Consider the following 16,498-nt stretch of genomic DNA (forward strand, 5'->3'; position numbering starts at 1 on the left):
GGCAGCATCCGCATCCGTAGACTCGTCGCCATGAGTGCATCGGGTGGCAGTAAGGCGATTCTCGCCGCGTTCGCAGCGAACCTGGGGATCGCGATCGCGAAGTTCGCGGCATGGCTGGTGTCCGGTTCGGCGTCGATGCTCGCGGAGGGCATCCACTCCGTCGCGGACTCCGGTAACCAGCTGCTGCTGATGCTCGGCGGCCGCAAGGCACGCAAGGAGGCCGATAGCGATCACCCCTTCGGCTACGGCCGCGAGCGGTACGTCTACGCGTTCATCGTGGCGATCATCCTGTTCTCGGTCGGCGGGGTGTTCTCGCTGTACGAGGGAGTGGAGAAGATCTCGCACCCGCACGCGCTGGAGAACGCGTGGCTGCCGATCGCGGTGCTGATCATCGCGATCGGACTCGAGTCGTTCTCGCTGCGCACCGCCGTGAAGGAGTCGAACCACACGCGCCCGAAGGGCCAGTCGTGGGTCGCGTTCGTCCGCCGCGCCAAGGCCCCCGAGCTCCCCGTCGTGCTGCTCGAGGATGTCGCCGCCCTCACCGGTCTCGTCTTCGCCCTGCTGGGCGTGGGCCTCACGATCATCACGGGAGACGCGATCTTCGATGCGATCGGCACCATCATGATCGGCGTCCTGCTGATCCTCGTGGCGATCGTGCTCGGCGTCGAGACGAAGAGCCTCCTGGTGGGCGAGGGCGCGACGCCCGGCGATCACGACCTCATCGTGGCGGCGATCACCGCGGGCGACGAAGTGGAGAAACTCATCCACCTGAAGACGCTGTACCTCGGCCCGGATGAGCTGCTGGTCGCCGCGAAGATCGGCCTGCCCGCGGACAAGTCGCTCGTCGAGGTGGCTGCAGACATCGACGCCGTCGAGCGCCGCATCCGGGAGTCCGTTCCCGTCGCGCGCGTCATCTACCTGGAGCCCGACCTTTACCGCGCCGCGCACCCGGCCCTGCCCACCGAGACGATCATCCTCAAATCGGAGGACTGAGCATGGAGTATTGCGTCTTCACCGAGCCGCAGCAGGGATTCTCCTACCAGGAGCAGCTGGACTTCGCGCAGACCGCGGAGCAGCTCGGTTTCGATGGGTTCTTCCGCTCGGACCACTTCCTGCGAATGGGTGAGGGCGATCCGCTGCCCGGTCCCACCGATGCCTGGACCACACTCGCCGGCCTCGCCCGGGAGACCGCCCGCATCCGCCTCGGCACACTCGTTTCGTCGGCGACGTTCCGCCTGCCGGGACTCCTCGCGATCCAGGTCGCCCAGGTCGACCAGATGAGCAGCGGGCGGGTGGAGCTGGGCCTCGGCACTGGCTGGTTCGAAGCGGAGCACACCGCCTACGGCATCCCGTTCCCGCCGCGGCGGTTCGACCTGCTGGAGGAGCAGCTGGAGATCGTCACGGGACTGTGGTCGACGCCGCTCGATGGCACGTACTCCTTCCACGGCGCCCACTACGATCTCACCGACGCCCCCGCACTGCCGATGCCGGTGCAGTCGCCGGTGCCGGTCATCGTCGGCGGCGGCGGCCCGAAGCGGACCCCTGCCCTCGCCGCGCGATACGCCACGGAGTTCAACATCGGATTCCAGCCGGAGACCGTGATCGCGGAGAAGTTCGCGGGGGTGCGCGCGGCGTGTGAGGCCATCGGACGAGAGCCGGACGATCTCAAGCTCTCGGTGGCGTTGCCGACCCTCGCCGGGCGGACGGATGCGGACCTCCGCTGGCGCGCCCAGACCATCGGCGAAGACCTGGACGAGTTCCGCGCGAAGGGCAACATCGCCGGCGGCGTCGACGCGATCGTCGCCCAGGTCGGGCGCCTGCGCGATCTCGGTGCGAGGCGTATGTACTTCCAGCTGCTGGACATGCGCGACCTCGAGCAGCTCGAATACCTCGGTGCCGAGGTGCTGCCGCATCTTCCCCGCGACTGAGCTCAGTGGCGCGTGCGCCGCTCACCTGTCACTTCTTGTGCATCCGGGTGCGCCGCTCACCTGTCACTTCTTGTGCATCCGGACCGCCGTTTGCGACAGGAGAACGAAAGACACGACCCCTCGCCTGTCGCATCCTGCGGGACCGCCGTTCGCGACAGGGGAACGCGCAGCAGCAGTCAGCGGCGGGCGTCGAAGAAGGCACGCAGCAGCGCCGACGCCGCATCCTCGGCCACTCCCCCGACCACCTCGGCCCGGTACGGCAGCCGGCGATCGCGCACCACGTCGTACATCGACCCGGTCGCCCCCGCCTTGTCGTCCCACGCGCCAAAGACGAGCCGGCCGACACGCGCCTGCAGCATCGCCCCCGCGCACATGAGGCACGGCTCGAGGGTCACCACGAGCGTGCACCCGTCGAGGTTCCAGGATCCAAGGGATGCGGCGGCCTCCCGCATCGCCAGCACCTCGGCGTGGGCGGTGGGGTCGGTGGTCTCCTCGCGACGGTTGCGGCCTTCGCCGATCACCGTGCCGTCGGGGGCGAGCACCACGGCCCCGACGGGAACCTCGCCTGCGGCCGCCGCATCCGCCGCCAGTTCCAGGGCGCGCGCCATCGCGACGGGATCACGATCGGGCACGGGCAGGTTCACGCGTCCAGCGTAGGTGCAGCCGGGTCGCGGGCGCGGTCGCCCTCGTCGCAGCGGTCGCCGTTCCCCGCCGGTCGTCGACGCAGGCGCGGGCGCGGCGACGAGCCGCGTGCCCTAGCCTGGAACCATGCGCCTCCACGTCGCCGACCACCCGCTCATCACGCACAAGCTCTCCGTTCTGCGTGAGCACACGACACCGTCACCGGTGTTCCGGCAGCTGACGGAGGAGCTCGTGACGCTCCTCGCCTACGAGGCGACCCGCAACGTCCGCGTCGACCCGATCGAGGTCGTGACCCCGGTCACCACCACGCAGGGTGTGAAGATCAGCGACCCCCGCCCGCTCGTCGTGCCGATCCTGCGCGCCGGCCTCGGGATGCTGGAGGGCATGGTGAAGCTCCTCCCCACTGCCGAGGTCGGCTTCCTCGGCATGGTGCGGAACGAGGAGACCCTCGAGCCGACGACCTACGCCGAGCGTCTGCCCGACGACCTCAGCGACCGGCAGTGCTTCGTCCTCGACCCGATGCTCGCCACCGGCGGATCGCTGGGTGCGGCGATCGAGTTCCTCTTCACGCGTGGCGCGCAGGATGTGACCGCCATCTGCCTGCTCGGCGCCCCGGAAGGTGTCGCCGCGATCGAGAAGCAGGTCGAGGGGCGTGACGTCACGCTGGTGCTCGGCGCGCTCGACGAGCGGTTGAACGAGAAGGGCTACATCGTGCCCGGCCTCGGCGACGCCGGCGATCGCCTGTACGGCACCGTCTGACCCACGGTTTCTCGCGAGACCACATCCGTTCCGCGACACCACATCGGATCGGATGTCGTCTCGGCGAACGGATGTGGTCTCGGCGGGTGCGGATACGGCGTAGGCGCGCTCAGCGGGTGTGGGGCGGCGTCACAGCCACTTGCGCCGTTTGAAGATGACGAACAGGGCGCCCGCGAACGCGACCATTCCGGTGAGCGCCAGCGGATAGCCGAGAGGTGAATCCAGTTCCGGCATGAACGCGAAGTTCATACCGTAGATCCCCGAGATGAGCCCGGGCGCGAAGATGATCGCCGCCCACGACGAGATCTTCTTCACCTGCTCGTTCTGCACGAGATTGACCTCGGTCTGCCGTCGAGCGACGAGTGCGGAATGCACGGTGAGCGCCTTGTCCAGCAGCGCGCGGAAACCTTCCACGCGCTCGGTGGTCCGCAGGGCGTGATCCAGCACGTCACGCAGGCCTCGCTGTACCTCGAGCTCGACGGGGTATTTGTCGAAGCCTCGCTGCAGCCACTCGATGACGCCGGGCACCGGTCGAACCGCCCGGTCGAAGCTGATCACCTCGGTGAACAGCTCGTAGATGCGGCGGGACAGTGCGTCGTCGTCGCTGACCCCGAAGAGCTGATCCTCGATCTCATCGATGTCGTTCTCAATGCCGGCAACGACCGGACCGTAGTCGTCGACGATGCGGTCGAGCAGGGCATACAGCACCGCCTCCGGGCCCAACGCCAACAGACCCGGCTCCGCTTCGAGCCGTTGACGCACAGCCCCGACATCGGGCGACTCGGCGTGCCGGATCGAGACCACGAAGCGGGGCCCGACGAACAGGTGCAGCTCGCCGAAGTCGACGTGCTCCTTCTCGTCGTCGTAGTGCGCCGGACGGAGGGCGAGGAACAACGTGTCGCCGTATCGCTCGACCTTGGCACGCTGGTGGCCGTGCGCCGCATCCTCGATCGCCAGGGGATGCAGTCCGAACTCGTCCGCGACGGACTGCAGCTCGGCCGCCCCCGGGCGGTACAGCCCTATCCACGCGAAGCCGTCGAGCGCTTGCATCACCTCGTACGTCTCGTCCAGGCTCGCCGGGGTGGCGACGCGTCGACCCTCGACGTAGATCGCATTGTCGATGACGGCCATGTGTTCGATCCGATCGGTGGGACTTCCGGTGCAGCTGCCGTCCCATCCTGCCCGTTACCGTGCGGGCAGCGCGGCGCCGCGCGGAGCGAGGCTCAGGCGCCGACGAGGGTCGCGAACGCGCTGAGCCGTGCCACGCCCTCCGGCGTCCGCGGCAGATCGTCGAGGAGACCCGGTGAGTACAAGAGGTAGGCGGTGTGCTGCGCGCGCGAGATCGCCACGTTCAGGCGGTTCTGCAGCAGCAGGAACTCCAGCCCCCGAGGGGCGTCCCGGCCCGAGGATGCGGCAAGGCTGACGATCGCGACAACCGCCTCCTGCCCCTGGAACCTGTCGACCGTCCCCACCCGCACCCCGAGAATGCCGGCGGCGACCAGCGCCTCCTCGACCATGACCTGCTGTGCGTTGTAGGGCGTCACGACGATGATGTCGGCCGCGGTCAGGGGTCGCGGCGGCGCCGTCGCGACCGCGCCGTCCTGCTCGTCCGCGCCGATCCAGGGGCGTCCGAGGACGTCCTGCACGATACGGACCACCTCAGCCGCCTCCTGCGCGGACTGCACCGCGTTGCCGCGGTGCGGGATCGGCACCGGGTGGACGCCGGGCTCGACGCCCGACAGCACGCGGTGCGCGGTCACGGGGGCCGCCGCGAGCTCACCCGCGTAGGAGAGCACCGAGACGGGGGCGGCGACCTCCGGCCGCATCCGCCAGGTGCGCGCCAGGAAGTAGCCGTGCTCCGGATCGATGACTGGGTCATCGCCCATGACCCAGCCGAGCGCGGAGGTGTCCACGGGTTCGGGATGCGTGCCCTGGCTGACCTGCGGCAGCTGCTGCGGGTCGCCGAGGAGGAGCACGCGCTTCGCGGAGATCGCCACCGCGATCGTGGAGGCGAGCGAGAATTGCCCCGCCTCGTCGATGACGAGGAGATCGAGGCTCCCCCGCGCCACCCGCTGGGGGTGGGCGAAATCCCACGCCGTGCCGCCGATGACGAACCCTCCGGGACGGTCGGCGGCGAAGGCGGCGAGGCCGTTCTTCTTCAGCGGTGTGAACGACACCGCTGCGTCCGCATCCTTGGGCGCCTTGCCGACCCGGTCGGCGGGGACGCCCGCACCGACGATGCGGTCGAGCATGTTCTCGACGACGGCGTGGGACTGCGCGACGACGCCGACGCGGTAGCCGTGGTCGCGCACCAGCCGCGCGATGACGTGCGAGCCGACGTGGGTCTTGCCGGTTCCGGGAGGGCCTTGCACCGCGAGGTAGCTGTGATCGAGATCGAGGATGCTGCGGACGATCGCCGTGACATCGTCGGTGCCGCGGGCGAGACCCGCACGGGTGCGCGGCGGGCGACGGCGGAGGATGTCGGTGGCAGCGTCCTCCGGGAAGCCGGGCGCCGCATCGATCAGGCTGTCCGCCCACACGTCGATGGCGGACTGCTGCTGCCCGGCATTCGGCGGCGAGGGCGGGGTGAGCGCGAACGGCAGCGGGTCCCACATCTCGCCGTCGACGGCGTTCTCCTGCACGATGGCCCCGTCCTCGAGCACCTCGACGACCGTCACCTGCCGGGCGCCGTGAATCCAGCGCGGCGACGGTGCGTACGGGAACGGCGCGGGCAGTTCGTACAGCGCGAACGGCTGCGATCCCTGCGAGAGCCGGGTGCCGGGAGCCAGGTCGCCGCGGAGTTCGATGAGGCGGCGGGCGACCCGCTGCCCCTCGTCGCGGTGCCACGGTTCGGTGACGCGGGAGCGGGCCGGGTCCACCACGACGACGTCGCGGGTCTGTTCCCAGAGCGACACGGGTTCGCGCATGCGGAGGAAGTGTCCGGCCCAGAACGTCTTCGCCTCGCGCGGGTAGTAGTCGATCGCGGCAGCCGCGAGGCGCAGGGCGGTCGTGTCCGGGGCGCGCTCGGCAGTCGCGGGGGCGTGCGCCGACACCAGGTGGGCGGACACGGAGGCGTCGGTCGCGAGTGCTGCTGGCACCACCGCATCGGTCGCCGCATCCGCGAGCCGGGTCAGGGCGAGCGCGCGCGGGGAGGGCTCGTAGACGAATTCGGCCGCATCCGGCGCGACCGAGGGGAGGAGACCCGCCTCGCGGGCGCGCTCCACGAGCCAGTCCCGCAGCCGGAGGGTCGAGACGCAGTCGTCGCGGTTGTACTCGGCCAGGTCGTCGAAGATCGCCTGAGCACCCGGTTCATCGCCGTCGTCGCGCAGGACGCGCGCCTGCACATACTTCACGATGGAGTCGTCGCCGCGCTGCACATCGCTCGTGCGCACGTCGTCGCCCATGTAGAGCGGTTCCAGCTTCTTGATGGAGTAGGAGCGGGAGCCGACCCGCAACGCCCGCCGGACGATCGGATACAGGTCGACGAAAACGCCGTCGCGCAGCAGCCGATCCACCTCCGCTTCACGGGTGCCATACCGGGCCGCCATCGCCAGCAGATGCGCGGGCTCGTAGGGGGCGTAGTGGTAGATGTGCAGGCCCGGATGGGCGCGGCGGCGCAGGTCGACGAGATCGACGAAGCGTTCCAGCGCTTCCTTCTCCTCGGCGAAGCTGTGCGCCCACAGCGTGCTGTACTGCGACGCGGTGTCGACCCAGCCGAACAGGTAGTCGATTCCCCAGACGCCGGTGTCACCCTCGGTGTAGAGCGGGTCGCCCTCGAAGTCGAAGAACAGGTCGCCCGGGTCGCGGCGGGGAAGCCCGGCGAGTGCCGCGGGCAGTGCGACCTCGTACACCGGCACGGGCGGCGGTCCCGCGTGTTGCTCACCCGGCGTGGGAACCCCGGCGGGACTCGCGAGCTGCAGGCGTGCCTGCTCGCGGAGCCCCTCGAAGACCTCCGCGCGCATGCCCTCGGGCGGAGCGGATGCGGCGGCCAGCGCGTCGACGGTGGCGATGCCGGCGTCGCGGAGCCGCTCGCGCTGCACCGGCCGCATCCCGGCGACGAGCAGCAGATCGCGGTGCGCGACCACCTCCTGCTCGCAGGTGGCGCAGCGGCCGCACGCGATGACCTGCAGGTCGCCCCGCGCGTCGCCCCAGGCGATCGGTGCGCCATCGGCGGCCTCGTCGATCCGGCGATCCGTCAGCAGATCCTGCAGGCGCCGGCGCCGCAGCCGAAGCACAGGGAGCAGGTCGGCCACGGCATGACGCGAGATCGAGCCGTCGCCGAGCAGAAGCTCCACGCTGCTGCTGCGGGAGACACCCTGGAGGTCGAGCTGATCGACGTATGCCGCCAACTGCATGAGTGCGGTGACGCGGGCGTGACGCGCGAGCTTGGTGTCCTGCACCAGCCACGGCCCGGGAGTGACCCCGGCGTCGCGATCGCGGACGAGGAAGTCCGCGAAGCCGACGAACTCGTCGGTGGCGAACGCGGCCTGGTACACCACCTCGACGGTCGGGTCGGCGAGCGCGGCGCGGGTGGCGGCGACCGCATCCGCCATCGCCGCGTCATCGGTGGAGCGGGTCTCGGGGATCACGGCCACGGCGTCGCCGAAGCGCTCCTGGTACCGCTGCAGCACACGCAGCTCGTGCGCGGTGCCGAGACGGCCGGCGCGCTCCAGGGTGGGGTCGTCGGGGTCGGCCACCGCCGGTACCCGGCCCAGCTTCGCGTCGATGGCGCGTAGCCACGCGAACTCGCACTCGGCCGCGGCCTTCAGGTCGCTCGCACTCCACACGACCCGCGCAGGTCGCCCTGCCGCCGCCTCGATATACCGCATCGTTCCCCTTTCCCCCTGACCCTACCCACCCCCTCCGACACCGGCGCCGCTGCCCGGCGTACGAAGCGGCAGGGCCCGGGATGCGGCCGCAGCGGGGCGGTGCTTGCGGCAGCAGGGGGCCGCATCCTCCCCCGCCGGCATGTCCCGATCTCTACAGAACATGTCCCACTTTCTGCCGTTATCCGCCCCTCAGAACGACAGAAAGTGGGACATGCCCGCGGGGACCCGGGCCGACGACGGCCGGGCGGCGGCCGGGGCGCGGGCAGACGCGAGCCGTGCATCCGGCGGCCCGGACACCGTACGGCGGAGCCGAGGTGCAAGACTGAGGGGGTGAGCGATCTGCCGTTCGACAGTGTCTACCGCCACGGGTTCGCGCGCGTCGCCGCGTGCACGGTCCCGGTGCGCATCGCCGATCCCGCCGCCAATGCGGAGTCGGTGCTGGCCGAGGCGCGCCTGTGCGATGCCGACGGCGTCGCGGTCGCGGTCTTCCCCGAACTGTGCCTGTCCGGTTACGCGATCGAGGATCTCGTGCAGCAGGACGCCGTCCTGGATGCCGTCGAAGCCGCCGTGGAGCAGCTCGTCGCCGCATCCGAAGACCTGCTGCCCGTGCTCGTGGTCGGCGCGCCGCTGCGGCACCGCAACCGCATCTACAACTGCGCGGTCGTCATCCACCGCGGCGAACTGCTCGGCGTCGCACCCAAGGCCTACCTGCCGACGTACCGCGAGTTCTACGAGCGCCGCTGGTACGCCGCCGGCGACGACGTGCGCGGCGAGGACATCCGGGTGGGAGCGAGCTTCGCCCCGTTCGGCACGGACCTGCTGTTCGAGGCACTCGATCTGCCGGGGCTCGTCGTGCACGCCGAGGTATGCGAGGACATGTGGGTGCCCATCCCGCCGTCCGCAGAAGCGGCCCTCGCCGGCGCCACCGTGCTGCTGAACCTCAGCGGCAGCCCCATCACGATCGCCCGCTCCGACGACCGGCACATCCTCGCGCAGTCGCAGTCGCTGCGGGGGCTCGCGGTCTACGCCTACGCCGCGGCGGGCACCGGCGAATCCACGAACGACGTGTCGTGGGACGGCCAGACGATGATCTACGAGTCCGGGCGGCTGCTCGTGGAGACCGAGCGTTTCCCCGACGGCCCGCGACGGAGCATCGCGGACGTCGACCTTGACCTGCTGCGCCAGGAACGGCTGCGCCAGGGCACCTTCGACGACAACCGGCGCACCCACGCGGCCCGCACCGACGCGTTCCGCACCGTGCACTTCCGGCTCGACCCGCCCACGCGGGACATCGGGCTTCGCCGGGCGCTCGACCGTTTCCCGTTCGTGCCGGACGACCCGGCCCGGCTCGCCCAGGACTGCTACGAGGCGTTCAACATCCAGGTGTCCGGGCTCGAGCAGCGGCTGCGCGCCATCGGGCAGCCGAAGCCTGTCATCGGGGTCTCGGGCGGGCTCGACTCCACCCACGCCCTGCTCGTCGTCGCGCGGGCTATGGACCGGATGGGCCGGCCGCGCAGCGACATCCTCGCGTACACGATGCCCGGCTTCGCGACCAGCGACCACACCAAGTCCAACGCGCTCGCCCTGGCCGAGGCGGTCGGCGCCACCATCGAGACGATCGACATCCGTCCCGCGGCGACCGAGATCCTCTCCGGCATCGGGCACCCGGCGGCCGACGGCGAGCCGGTCTACGACGTGACCTTCGAGAACGTGCAGGCCGGCGTGCGCACCGACTTCCTGTTCCGGCTCGCGAACCGGCACAACGGGATCGTGATCGGCACGTCCGACCTGTCCGAGCTCGCACTGGGCTGGGCCACCTACGGCGTCGGCGACCACATGAGCCATTACGCCGTGAACGTCGGCGTCCCGAAGACCCTCATCCAGCACCTGATCCGCTGGGTGATCGCCGCCGGCGAGGGCGTCGATCAGGCCACGGCGCAGGTGCTGCAGTCGGTGCTCGACACCGAGATCAGCCCGGAGCTGGTGCCCGCCGACGAAGACGGCAAGGTGCAGTCCACGCAGGACACCATCGGCCCCTACGCGCTGCACGACTTCACGCTGGCGCACGTCCTGCGGTACGGCTTCCGGCCCTCGAAGATCGCGTTCCTCGCGACCCGCGCCTGGGCGGACCCGGATGCGGGCACTTGGCCCGCCGGATTCCCCGAGGACGAGCGCTACGCCTACGACGAGGCGACCATCGTGGGGTGGCTGAAGGTGTTCCTCCGCCGCTACTTCGGCTTCGCACAGTTCAAACGCAGCGCCATCCCGAACGGTCCGAAGGTCGCTGCCGCGGGGTCGCTGTCACCGCGCGGCGACTGGCGCGCCCCGAGCGACGGCAATGCGGACGCCTGGCTGGCCGAGCTGGACGCCGCCCTGCCGCAGTACGCCGACTGACCCGCATCCTTCGCGCGACGCTGCCCGCGCGACACGCCGCGCGGTTCGCGTGGCAGTTCCGGCCCAGACGCGGACGGCGCGCGGTCCAGGTGCGCTCAGCCGACGGGCGGCGCCGCGACCTCGGCGTAGGCGAGCGTGATCACGAAGGCCTTTCGCGAGAGGTCCACGAGCCGGTAGTGCACCGGACGGTCGGGGATCCAGCCGTGGACACCGTCGAGACGCACCGCCTCGGGACGGACCTGCCGGCCGCGGCCGTCGGCGGCGAGCACGGCCTGCACGCGCGTCCAGTGTGCGAGGAACTGCGCCTCGCCGGTGCCCTCCCACAGGTGCGAGTGCGCGTGCATCGCGGCCCTGGTCTCCGCATCCGGCAGCACGTCGCGGATGTCGAGTCCGAGCGGGGTGGCGAGGTCGGCGATCGCGACGACCGTCGCTGCACGGTGACTGACGTCGCGGACGGCGAAGGGCACGGCCTGGCCCGCCACAGTGGGGAAGAGGTGGGTGTGATGGCCGAACACGGTCGGGGCCTCGCGCTCGACGCGCACGTCACCGGGGTCGATGCCGAGCCGCGCCGAGATGAGTTCCCGGGCGAGGATGCGCTTGCGATCATGCTCCGGAAGGGCGGGGTCCCAGCCGAGCCGGGCGTCGATCCCGATCGGGGTGTCGAGTCTGGTCGATTCCACCGGAGTCCTCCTTCAAGCCGTGACCTCAGACTACGTCGTGCCCGGCACCGGGAACCGCCGCCACGGTTCGACCCGGGTCGCCCGATGACGCCGTCGAACGCTCCCCGCGCGGGAAGCGCGACGGATGCGGCAGAGTGGAGGCATCCCGGAGGAAGGAACCCCGCATGACCCGCATCGGACGCAGCGACCTCGACGTCTTCCCGCTCTCGCTCGGCGGCAACGTGTTCGGCTGGACCGCCGACCGCGACACCTCGTTCGAGATCCTCGACGCCTTCCACGCGGGCGGCGGGAACTTCATCGACACCGCCGACGCGTACAGCGCGTTCGCCCCGGGCAACTCGGGCGGCGAGAGCGAGACGATCATCGGCGAGTGGCTCGCGTCGCGGAAGCCGCAGAACGTCGTCGTGGCCACCAAGGTGAGCAAGCATCCGGACTTCCCGGGTCTGTCCCCGGCGAACGTGCGCGCCGCGGCCGAGGCCTCCGCGCGCCGGCTCGGGGTCGACACCATCGACCTCTACTACGCCCACTACGACGACCCGGACGTCCCGCTCGATGAGATCGTCGCCGGCTTCTCCGACCTCGTGACCGACGGCCTGGTCCGCTACACCGCCGTCTCGAACTTCACGGCGGACCGCATCCGTTCCTGGATCTCGCTCGCCCAGGCCGGTGGCAGCGATCTGCCCATCGCGATCCAGCCCCACTACAACCTCGTGCACCGCAACGACGTCGAAGAGCACATCCTGCCGCTCGCCGAGGAGTTCGACCTCGGCATCGTCCCGTACTACGCACTGGCGGCCGGCTTCCTCACCGGCAAGTACCGGTCGACGGATGCGGCCGGCCAGAGCTCCCCGCGGGCACGCGGCGCCGCGAAGTACGCCACCCCGCAGGGCCTGGCGATCGTGGACGCGCTGGCGGAGATCGGTGCCGCGCACGGCGTCTCGATCGCCGCGACCGCTCTCGGCTGGCTGCGTGCGCAGCCGGCGGTGGTGGCGCCCATCGCGAGCGCCTCCCGCCCGGAGCAGGTGCAGGACCTGCTGGACGGCGCGCGCCTGCAGCTTACGGTCGACGAGATCGCGGAACTCGACCGGGTCTCGGCGTGGACGACGCCGGCCTGAGGTCCGGTTACCCTCGGAGGGTGAGTTTCCCCTCCCCCGACGACGGCAACAAGCCGTCCCCCGCCCGTATCGGCATCTGGCTCGTGGTCAGCGCGGTCGGCGTGTTCATGCTGGTCTCCGGCATCATCGCTATCGTCTCCGGAGGAAACTGACATGCGGCTCCTGGTTGCGGCGCTCGCGTCGGAGATCACCGCGTTCCCCGAGGAGCTCGAGGGCTTCGAGATCCTCGTTACCGGCCTCGGCAAGCTCCAGGCCGCTGTGGGGCTCGACGAGGCGCTGCTCGCCCGCGAGTACGAAGAGGTCGTCGTCGTCGGCACCGCTGGATGCCTCGACCCCGCCCTCGAGGGTGACGTTCACGAGGTGACCGCTGCGCTGCAGCACGACGTCGCCGATCTCGACGGTGTCGTCGGTCGCCACGTCGCCCTGCCCGAACGCACCGGTGGCGGGGAGGGCGTCGTCATCGCGACCGGCGACCGGTTCATCGATGATGCGGATGCGGTCACCCACATCCGGAGCCTCGGTGCCTCGCTCGTCGACATGGAGACGTACGCCTACTTCTGGGTGGCGGAGCGCCGCGGCGTCCCCATCCGGGTGTTCAAGGCCGTCTCCGACCGCGCACAGGACGGTGCGACCACGCTGTGGGACGAGGTCGTGGCCACGTGCAGCGAGTGGCTGCGTGAGCGCATCCGCGTCGAATACGGGGTCTGAGCGGACTCAGCCCCCGGAATCCGTGGGGGCTCCCGCCTCCGCCGGTGTTCCGGCACCCGCGGGCTTCTTCTTTTTCGCCTTCTTCACCTTGCGCCGGGCCGACAGGTCGACGACGGCGATGACGAAGGCGACGGACAGGAAGAGCCCGACGGCGGTCATGCCGTAGCCGTACGCGTCATGGAAGACAACCGTGTTGCTCGGTCCGCCAGCTCCCTCGCGGTAGATCGTGGCGTAGAAGAGGGCGAGCGCGACCGCCGTCCCCACCGCGGTGCCGATCCGCTGTCCGAGCTGCCCGACGGAGCCCGCGAGCCCGCCCTGCTTGACCGGGATATCGGCGAGGGTCAACGTCTGGTTGGGCGCGATCACGAGCCCGCCGCCCACGCCGCCGATGACCATGACGCCCGCCATGACGTAGGGGGTAACGGAATCCGGCACGTACACGGCGGTGATGACGAGGCCGGCGACGCACACCAGCATGAGGGCGAGCCCCCACACCACCACGGGTCGCCCGAACCGCGATACCAGGGCCCCGCCGTACCAGGACGCGACGGCGCTGACGAGGGCGAAGCCGACCGTGACCATGCCGGCGAAGAGCGGTTCGATGCCGAGCCCGCTCTGCAGGTACAGGGTGGTCAGCAGGAACATCGCGGGCGCGGCTGCGAAGTAGACGGTCTGCAGCAGGGTGCCGTTGCGGTACGACGAGATGCGGAACAGCCCGAACGGGATGAGCGGCTGTTTGCCGGATGCGGCATAGCGGCGCTCCCACGCGAAGAACCCGGCCGCGAACAGCACGAAGACGATCAGCAGCCACCAGCGCTGCGGCTTGTCGTCGGGTGAGCCCGTGGTGAACAGGAAGGGCAGCATCAGCGCGATGATCGTCACCGCGAACAGGACCACACCGATCGGGTCGAGTTCGAGTCGCCGCCGCGACTTCGTGCGGGTCTGCGGCAGCAGGAACAGTGCCAGCGCGATGACGATGAGCCCCAGCGGGAGGTTCATCCAGAAGATCCAGCGCCAGCCGTCAGTGGGTCCACCGAGCGCGATCATCAGACCGCCGAGGGTCGGGCCGAAGGCGGTCGCGATGCCGATCGTGGCACCGAAGAGGCCGAACGCCCGCGCGCGTTCCTTGCCCTGGAACAGTTGCTGGATGAGGCCGAGCACCTGCGGCATCTGGGTGCCGGCCGCCATGCCCTGCACAAGCCGCGCGATGAGGAGCACCGTGGTGCTCGGGGCGAGGGCGCACGCCACGCTCGCGAGCGTGAAGACCGACAGCCCGATGATGAACAGGCTTCGCCGCGAGCGCTGGTCGCCGATCCGGCCCATGGGCACCAGGAAGAGCCCGAAGGTCAGCACGTACCCGGAGACGATGAGCTGCAGTTCGGTCGATCCCGATCCGAACGCCGTCTCGATGGAGGGCAGAGCGACGTTCACCTTCGACAGGTCCAGGATCGTGATGGCCGCCACGGCGACGCAGACGGCGAAGGCCTGCCACCGCCGACGGGAGTCGAGGGGGATGTCGCGGGTGACCGGATGCGTGCCGGTGTCGGGTCGGCGCACCCGCTGATCGTCAGTCACGGGGCCCTCGGAACGCAGCCCGCATCAGGAAGAACACCAGCACGGCGACGACGGCCACGATGATGAGCTTGAACACGATCTGGAGCAGCGAGAACAGCACGCTCACGAGAATCCAGGCGATGACGATCGCCGCGATGACTCCGAGGATGGTCCATAGGGTGTTCTTGGTCACACCACCAGCCTAGGCGCGGCTCCGCCCGTGAGATTCCGCTTGCGGATCCGCCGCTCACACCGGCAGCGTCGACTCCTGCCGGATGATGCTCGGGCCGTTCGCGGTCGCCGCGACGTGCACCTGGGCCGGCAGCTGCTCCTGCATCGCCTCGACGTGACTGATGACGCCGACCGCACGCCCCCCGGCGCGCAGCTGATCGAGGGTGCGCATCGCGAGTTCCAGGGTGTCCGCATCCAGGGATCCGAAGCCCTCGTCGATGAAGAGGGTGTCGAGCCGGATGCCGCCGGCGCGGGCGGTGACAACCTCGGCGAGGCCCAGCGCCAGTGCGAGCGAGGCGAGGAACGTCTCGCCACCGGAAAGCGACTGCGGCGGGCGGGAGCGCCCGGTGTGCGCGTCCATGACCTCGATGCCGAGCCCGGATGCGCCGCCGCGAGCCGCGCGCGCATCGGTATGCAGCAGGGCGTACCGGCCGGAGGACATCTCGGCGAGGCGCAGGTTTGCGGCCGCGACGATCTCCTCCAGCTCGGCCGCGAGAACGAAGGTCTCGAGGTCCATCTTCATCGTGTTCGGCACGCGCCCGGCGACGGTGTCGGCCAGGCGCGCCACGGCCTCCGCCTCTGCCGTCTGCTCGGCGACCGCGGCGTGGGCCGCGTCGATCTGCTCCAGCAGGTCACGAAGGGCGGATACCCGGTGGCGCGCCCCCTCCTCGGCGGCGATCGCGGCGGACCGCGCCTCATCCGCGGCCTGCAGCGTCGCCCGGGAGGCGTCGACGTCGATCGCGTCGTCGTCACTGCCGGCGAGTTCGAGTTCGAGTTCGAGCAGGCGCTGCCGCGTCGCCGTCAGCTCGCCGGCGTGCGCGGCGACCCGGGTGGACAGGCGGTCCTGCTCCTGCGGGTCGAGGAACGCGGCTCGCACCTCGGCGTCATCGGCGAACGTCGAGTCGGCGAGCGCCGCATCGGCACGCTCCCGCGCGTCGGTGAGCGCCGTGGTGGCGCGGGCGGCCGCGTCCCGCGCGGTCACGACGGCGCGCGCCGCGTCGCGCAGCCGGGTGCCGGCGGCGATCCGTTCCGCGACGGAGGCGTGATCGCCCCGGGCATCGGCGACGGCCGTCTCCGCGGCGGTGAGCCGCTCCTGCGCGCGCACCTCGCGTTCGCGCGCCTCACTCTGGCGACCGGTGAGCTGGGCGATCGAGGCGGCAACCCGCTCCTGGTGCGCCACGAGCTCGGTCCTGGCCTCGATCAGGCGGCTGCGCTCATGGGCGGCCTCCTCCGCTGCGGCGACCCGGGCGGCGGCCTCCGCAAGCTGGTCGTCGAGCTCGGCGACGCCGACGCCTCCTGCCCGCCCCTGCACGGCGGCCAGCACGTCGCGCGCCGCGCCCGCCGCATCCGCCGCCTCACGCTCCGCGGCGACGGCACGGTCGCGGGCGGCCTCTGCCGCGGCGAACTGCTCGTCCGTGACGGCGTCGACGGAGATGTTGGCCGGATGCGGGTGCTCGGCGGATCCGCACACCGGGCAGTTCTCGCCGGGCGCGAGGGACGCCGCGAGCTCGCCGGCGAAACCGTCGAGGCGTCGGCGGAGCAGCGCGGCCACGAGCCCGGAGGCGGCTTCCGATGCCTCTGCGGCCTTCCGGTAGGTCTGGGCCGCGGCGTGGGCGCGGCCGCTCAGCGACTCGGCCTCGAGCGCGGCCGCGCGCTGC

14 protein-coding genes are annotated in these 16,498 nt (G+C 70.8%); 7 read left to right on the top strand and 7 right to left on the bottom strand.

Going from position 1 to position 16,498, the window contains the following annotated elements; all coding sequences use genetic code 11:
* Positions 1–30: 30 nt before the first annotated feature.
* Together NT132_RS12040 and NT132_RS12045 are read left to right on the top strand one after the other, a co-directional pair.
* On the top strand, positions 31–993 hold the full coding sequence (locus NT132_RS12040; protein WP_297789218.1) for a cation diffusion facilitator family transporter: 963 nt from the start codon (positions 31–33) through the stop codon (positions 991–993).
* 2 nt (positions 994–995) lie between these two features.
* Positions 996–1,928 (top strand): LLM class F420-dependent oxidoreductase, encoded by a 933-nt coding sequence (locus NT132_RS12045; protein WP_297789221.1) that lies wholly within the window; start codon positions 996–998, stop codon positions 1,926–1,928.
* Positions 1,929–2,104: 176 nt separating this feature from the next.
* Here the strand turns inward: NT132_RS12045 and tadA are convergent, their stop codons facing one another.
* Complete coding sequence (tadA, locus tag NT132_RS12050) at positions 2,105–2,536, bottom strand: tRNA adenosine(34) deaminase TadA (RefSeq protein ID WP_297789259.1); 432 nt, start codon at positions 2,534–2,536, stop codon at positions 2,105–2,107.
* A gap of 160 nt (positions 2,537–2,696) precedes the next feature.
* On the opposite strand from tadA, the gene upp reads away from it, so the two are divergent.
* Positions 2,697–3,329: a uracil phosphoribosyltransferase gene (gene upp, locus NT132_RS12055; protein ID WP_297789224.1), complete on the top strand. Its 633-nt coding sequence runs from the start codon at positions 2,697–2,699 to the stop codon at positions 3,327–3,329.
* Between the two features lie 129 nt (positions 3,330–3,458).
* Here upp and NT132_RS12060 read toward each other — a convergent pair whose 3' ends face one another.
* Both NT132_RS12060 and NT132_RS12065 read right to left on the bottom strand, forming a co-directional pair.
* Entirely contained in the window at positions 3,459–4,460 is a 1,002-nt protein-coding gene (locus NT132_RS12060) for a magnesium and cobalt transport protein CorA (protein WP_297789228.1), read from the bottom strand.
* 92 nt (positions 4,461–4,552) lie between these two features.
* Positions 4,553–8,158, bottom strand: a complete 3,606-nt coding sequence (locus NT132_RS12065) for a bifunctional RecB family nuclease/DEAD/DEAH box helicase (protein WP_297789231.1) — start codon at positions 8,156–8,158, stop codon at positions 4,553–4,555.
* A gap of 330 nt (positions 8,159–8,488) precedes the next feature.
* Here NT132_RS12065 and NT132_RS12070 point away from each other — a divergent pair, with 330 nt between their 5' ends.
* Complete coding sequence (locus NT132_RS12070; RefSeq protein WP_297789234.1) at positions 8,489–10,552, top strand: NAD(+) synthase; 2,064 nt, start codon at positions 8,489–8,491, stop codon at positions 10,550–10,552.
* A 95-nt stretch (positions 10,553–10,647) separates the two neighbouring features.
* Here NT132_RS12070 and NT132_RS12075 read toward each other — a convergent pair whose 3' ends face one another.
* A complete protein-coding gene (locus tag NT132_RS12075) occupies positions 10,648–11,232 on the bottom strand; it encodes a hypothetical protein (RefSeq protein WP_297789236.1) in 585 nt (194 codons plus the stop codon).
* 164 nt (positions 11,233–11,396) lie between these two features.
* On the opposite strand from NT132_RS12075, the gene NT132_RS12080 reads away from it, so the two are divergent.
* The 3 genes from NT132_RS12080 to NT132_RS12090 are packed head-to-tail and all read left to right on the top strand — an operon-like array spanning position 11,397 to position 13,055.
* Positions 11,397–12,347, top strand: coding sequence for an aldo/keto reductase (locus NT132_RS12080; protein ID WP_297789238.1), 951 nt, complete (start codon positions 11,397–11,399; stop codon positions 12,345–12,347).
* Between the two features lie 20 nt (positions 12,348–12,367).
* Positions 12,368–12,499, top strand: coding sequence for a hypothetical protein (locus tag NT132_RS12085; RefSeq protein ID WP_297789241.1), 132 nt, complete (start codon positions 12,368–12,370; stop codon positions 12,497–12,499).
* A 1-nt stretch (position 12,500) separates the two neighbouring features.
* Positions 12,501–13,055, top strand: coding sequence for a nucleoside phosphorylase (locus tag NT132_RS12090; protein WP_297789244.1), 555 nt, complete (start codon positions 12,501–12,503; stop codon positions 13,053–13,055).
* A 6-nt stretch (positions 13,056–13,061) separates the two neighbouring features.
* Here the strand turns inward: NT132_RS12090 and NT132_RS12095 are convergent, their stop codons facing one another.
* From NT132_RS12095 to NT132_RS12105, 3 genes are all read right to left on the bottom strand, one after another.
* Positions 13,062–14,612, bottom strand: coding sequence for an MFS transporter (locus tag NT132_RS12095; RefSeq protein ID WP_297789247.1), 1,551 nt, complete (start codon positions 14,610–14,612; stop codon positions 13,062–13,064).
* 10 nt (positions 14,613–14,622) lie between these two features.
* A complete protein-coding gene (locus NT132_RS12100; protein WP_297789250.1) occupies positions 14,623–14,802 on the bottom strand; it encodes a hypothetical protein in 180 nt (59 codons plus the stop codon).
* A 54-nt stretch (positions 14,803–14,856) separates the two neighbouring features.
* On the bottom strand, positions 14,857–16,498 hold a 1,642-nt coding region (locus tag NT132_RS12105), incomplete at its 5' end, for an SMC family ATPase (RefSeq protein ID WP_297789253.1).

The sequence above is a fragment of the Microbacterium sp. genome (genome assembly GCF_026393345.1).
Lineage (GTDB): Bacteria > Actinomycetota > Actinomycetes > Actinomycetales > Microbacteriaceae > Microbacterium.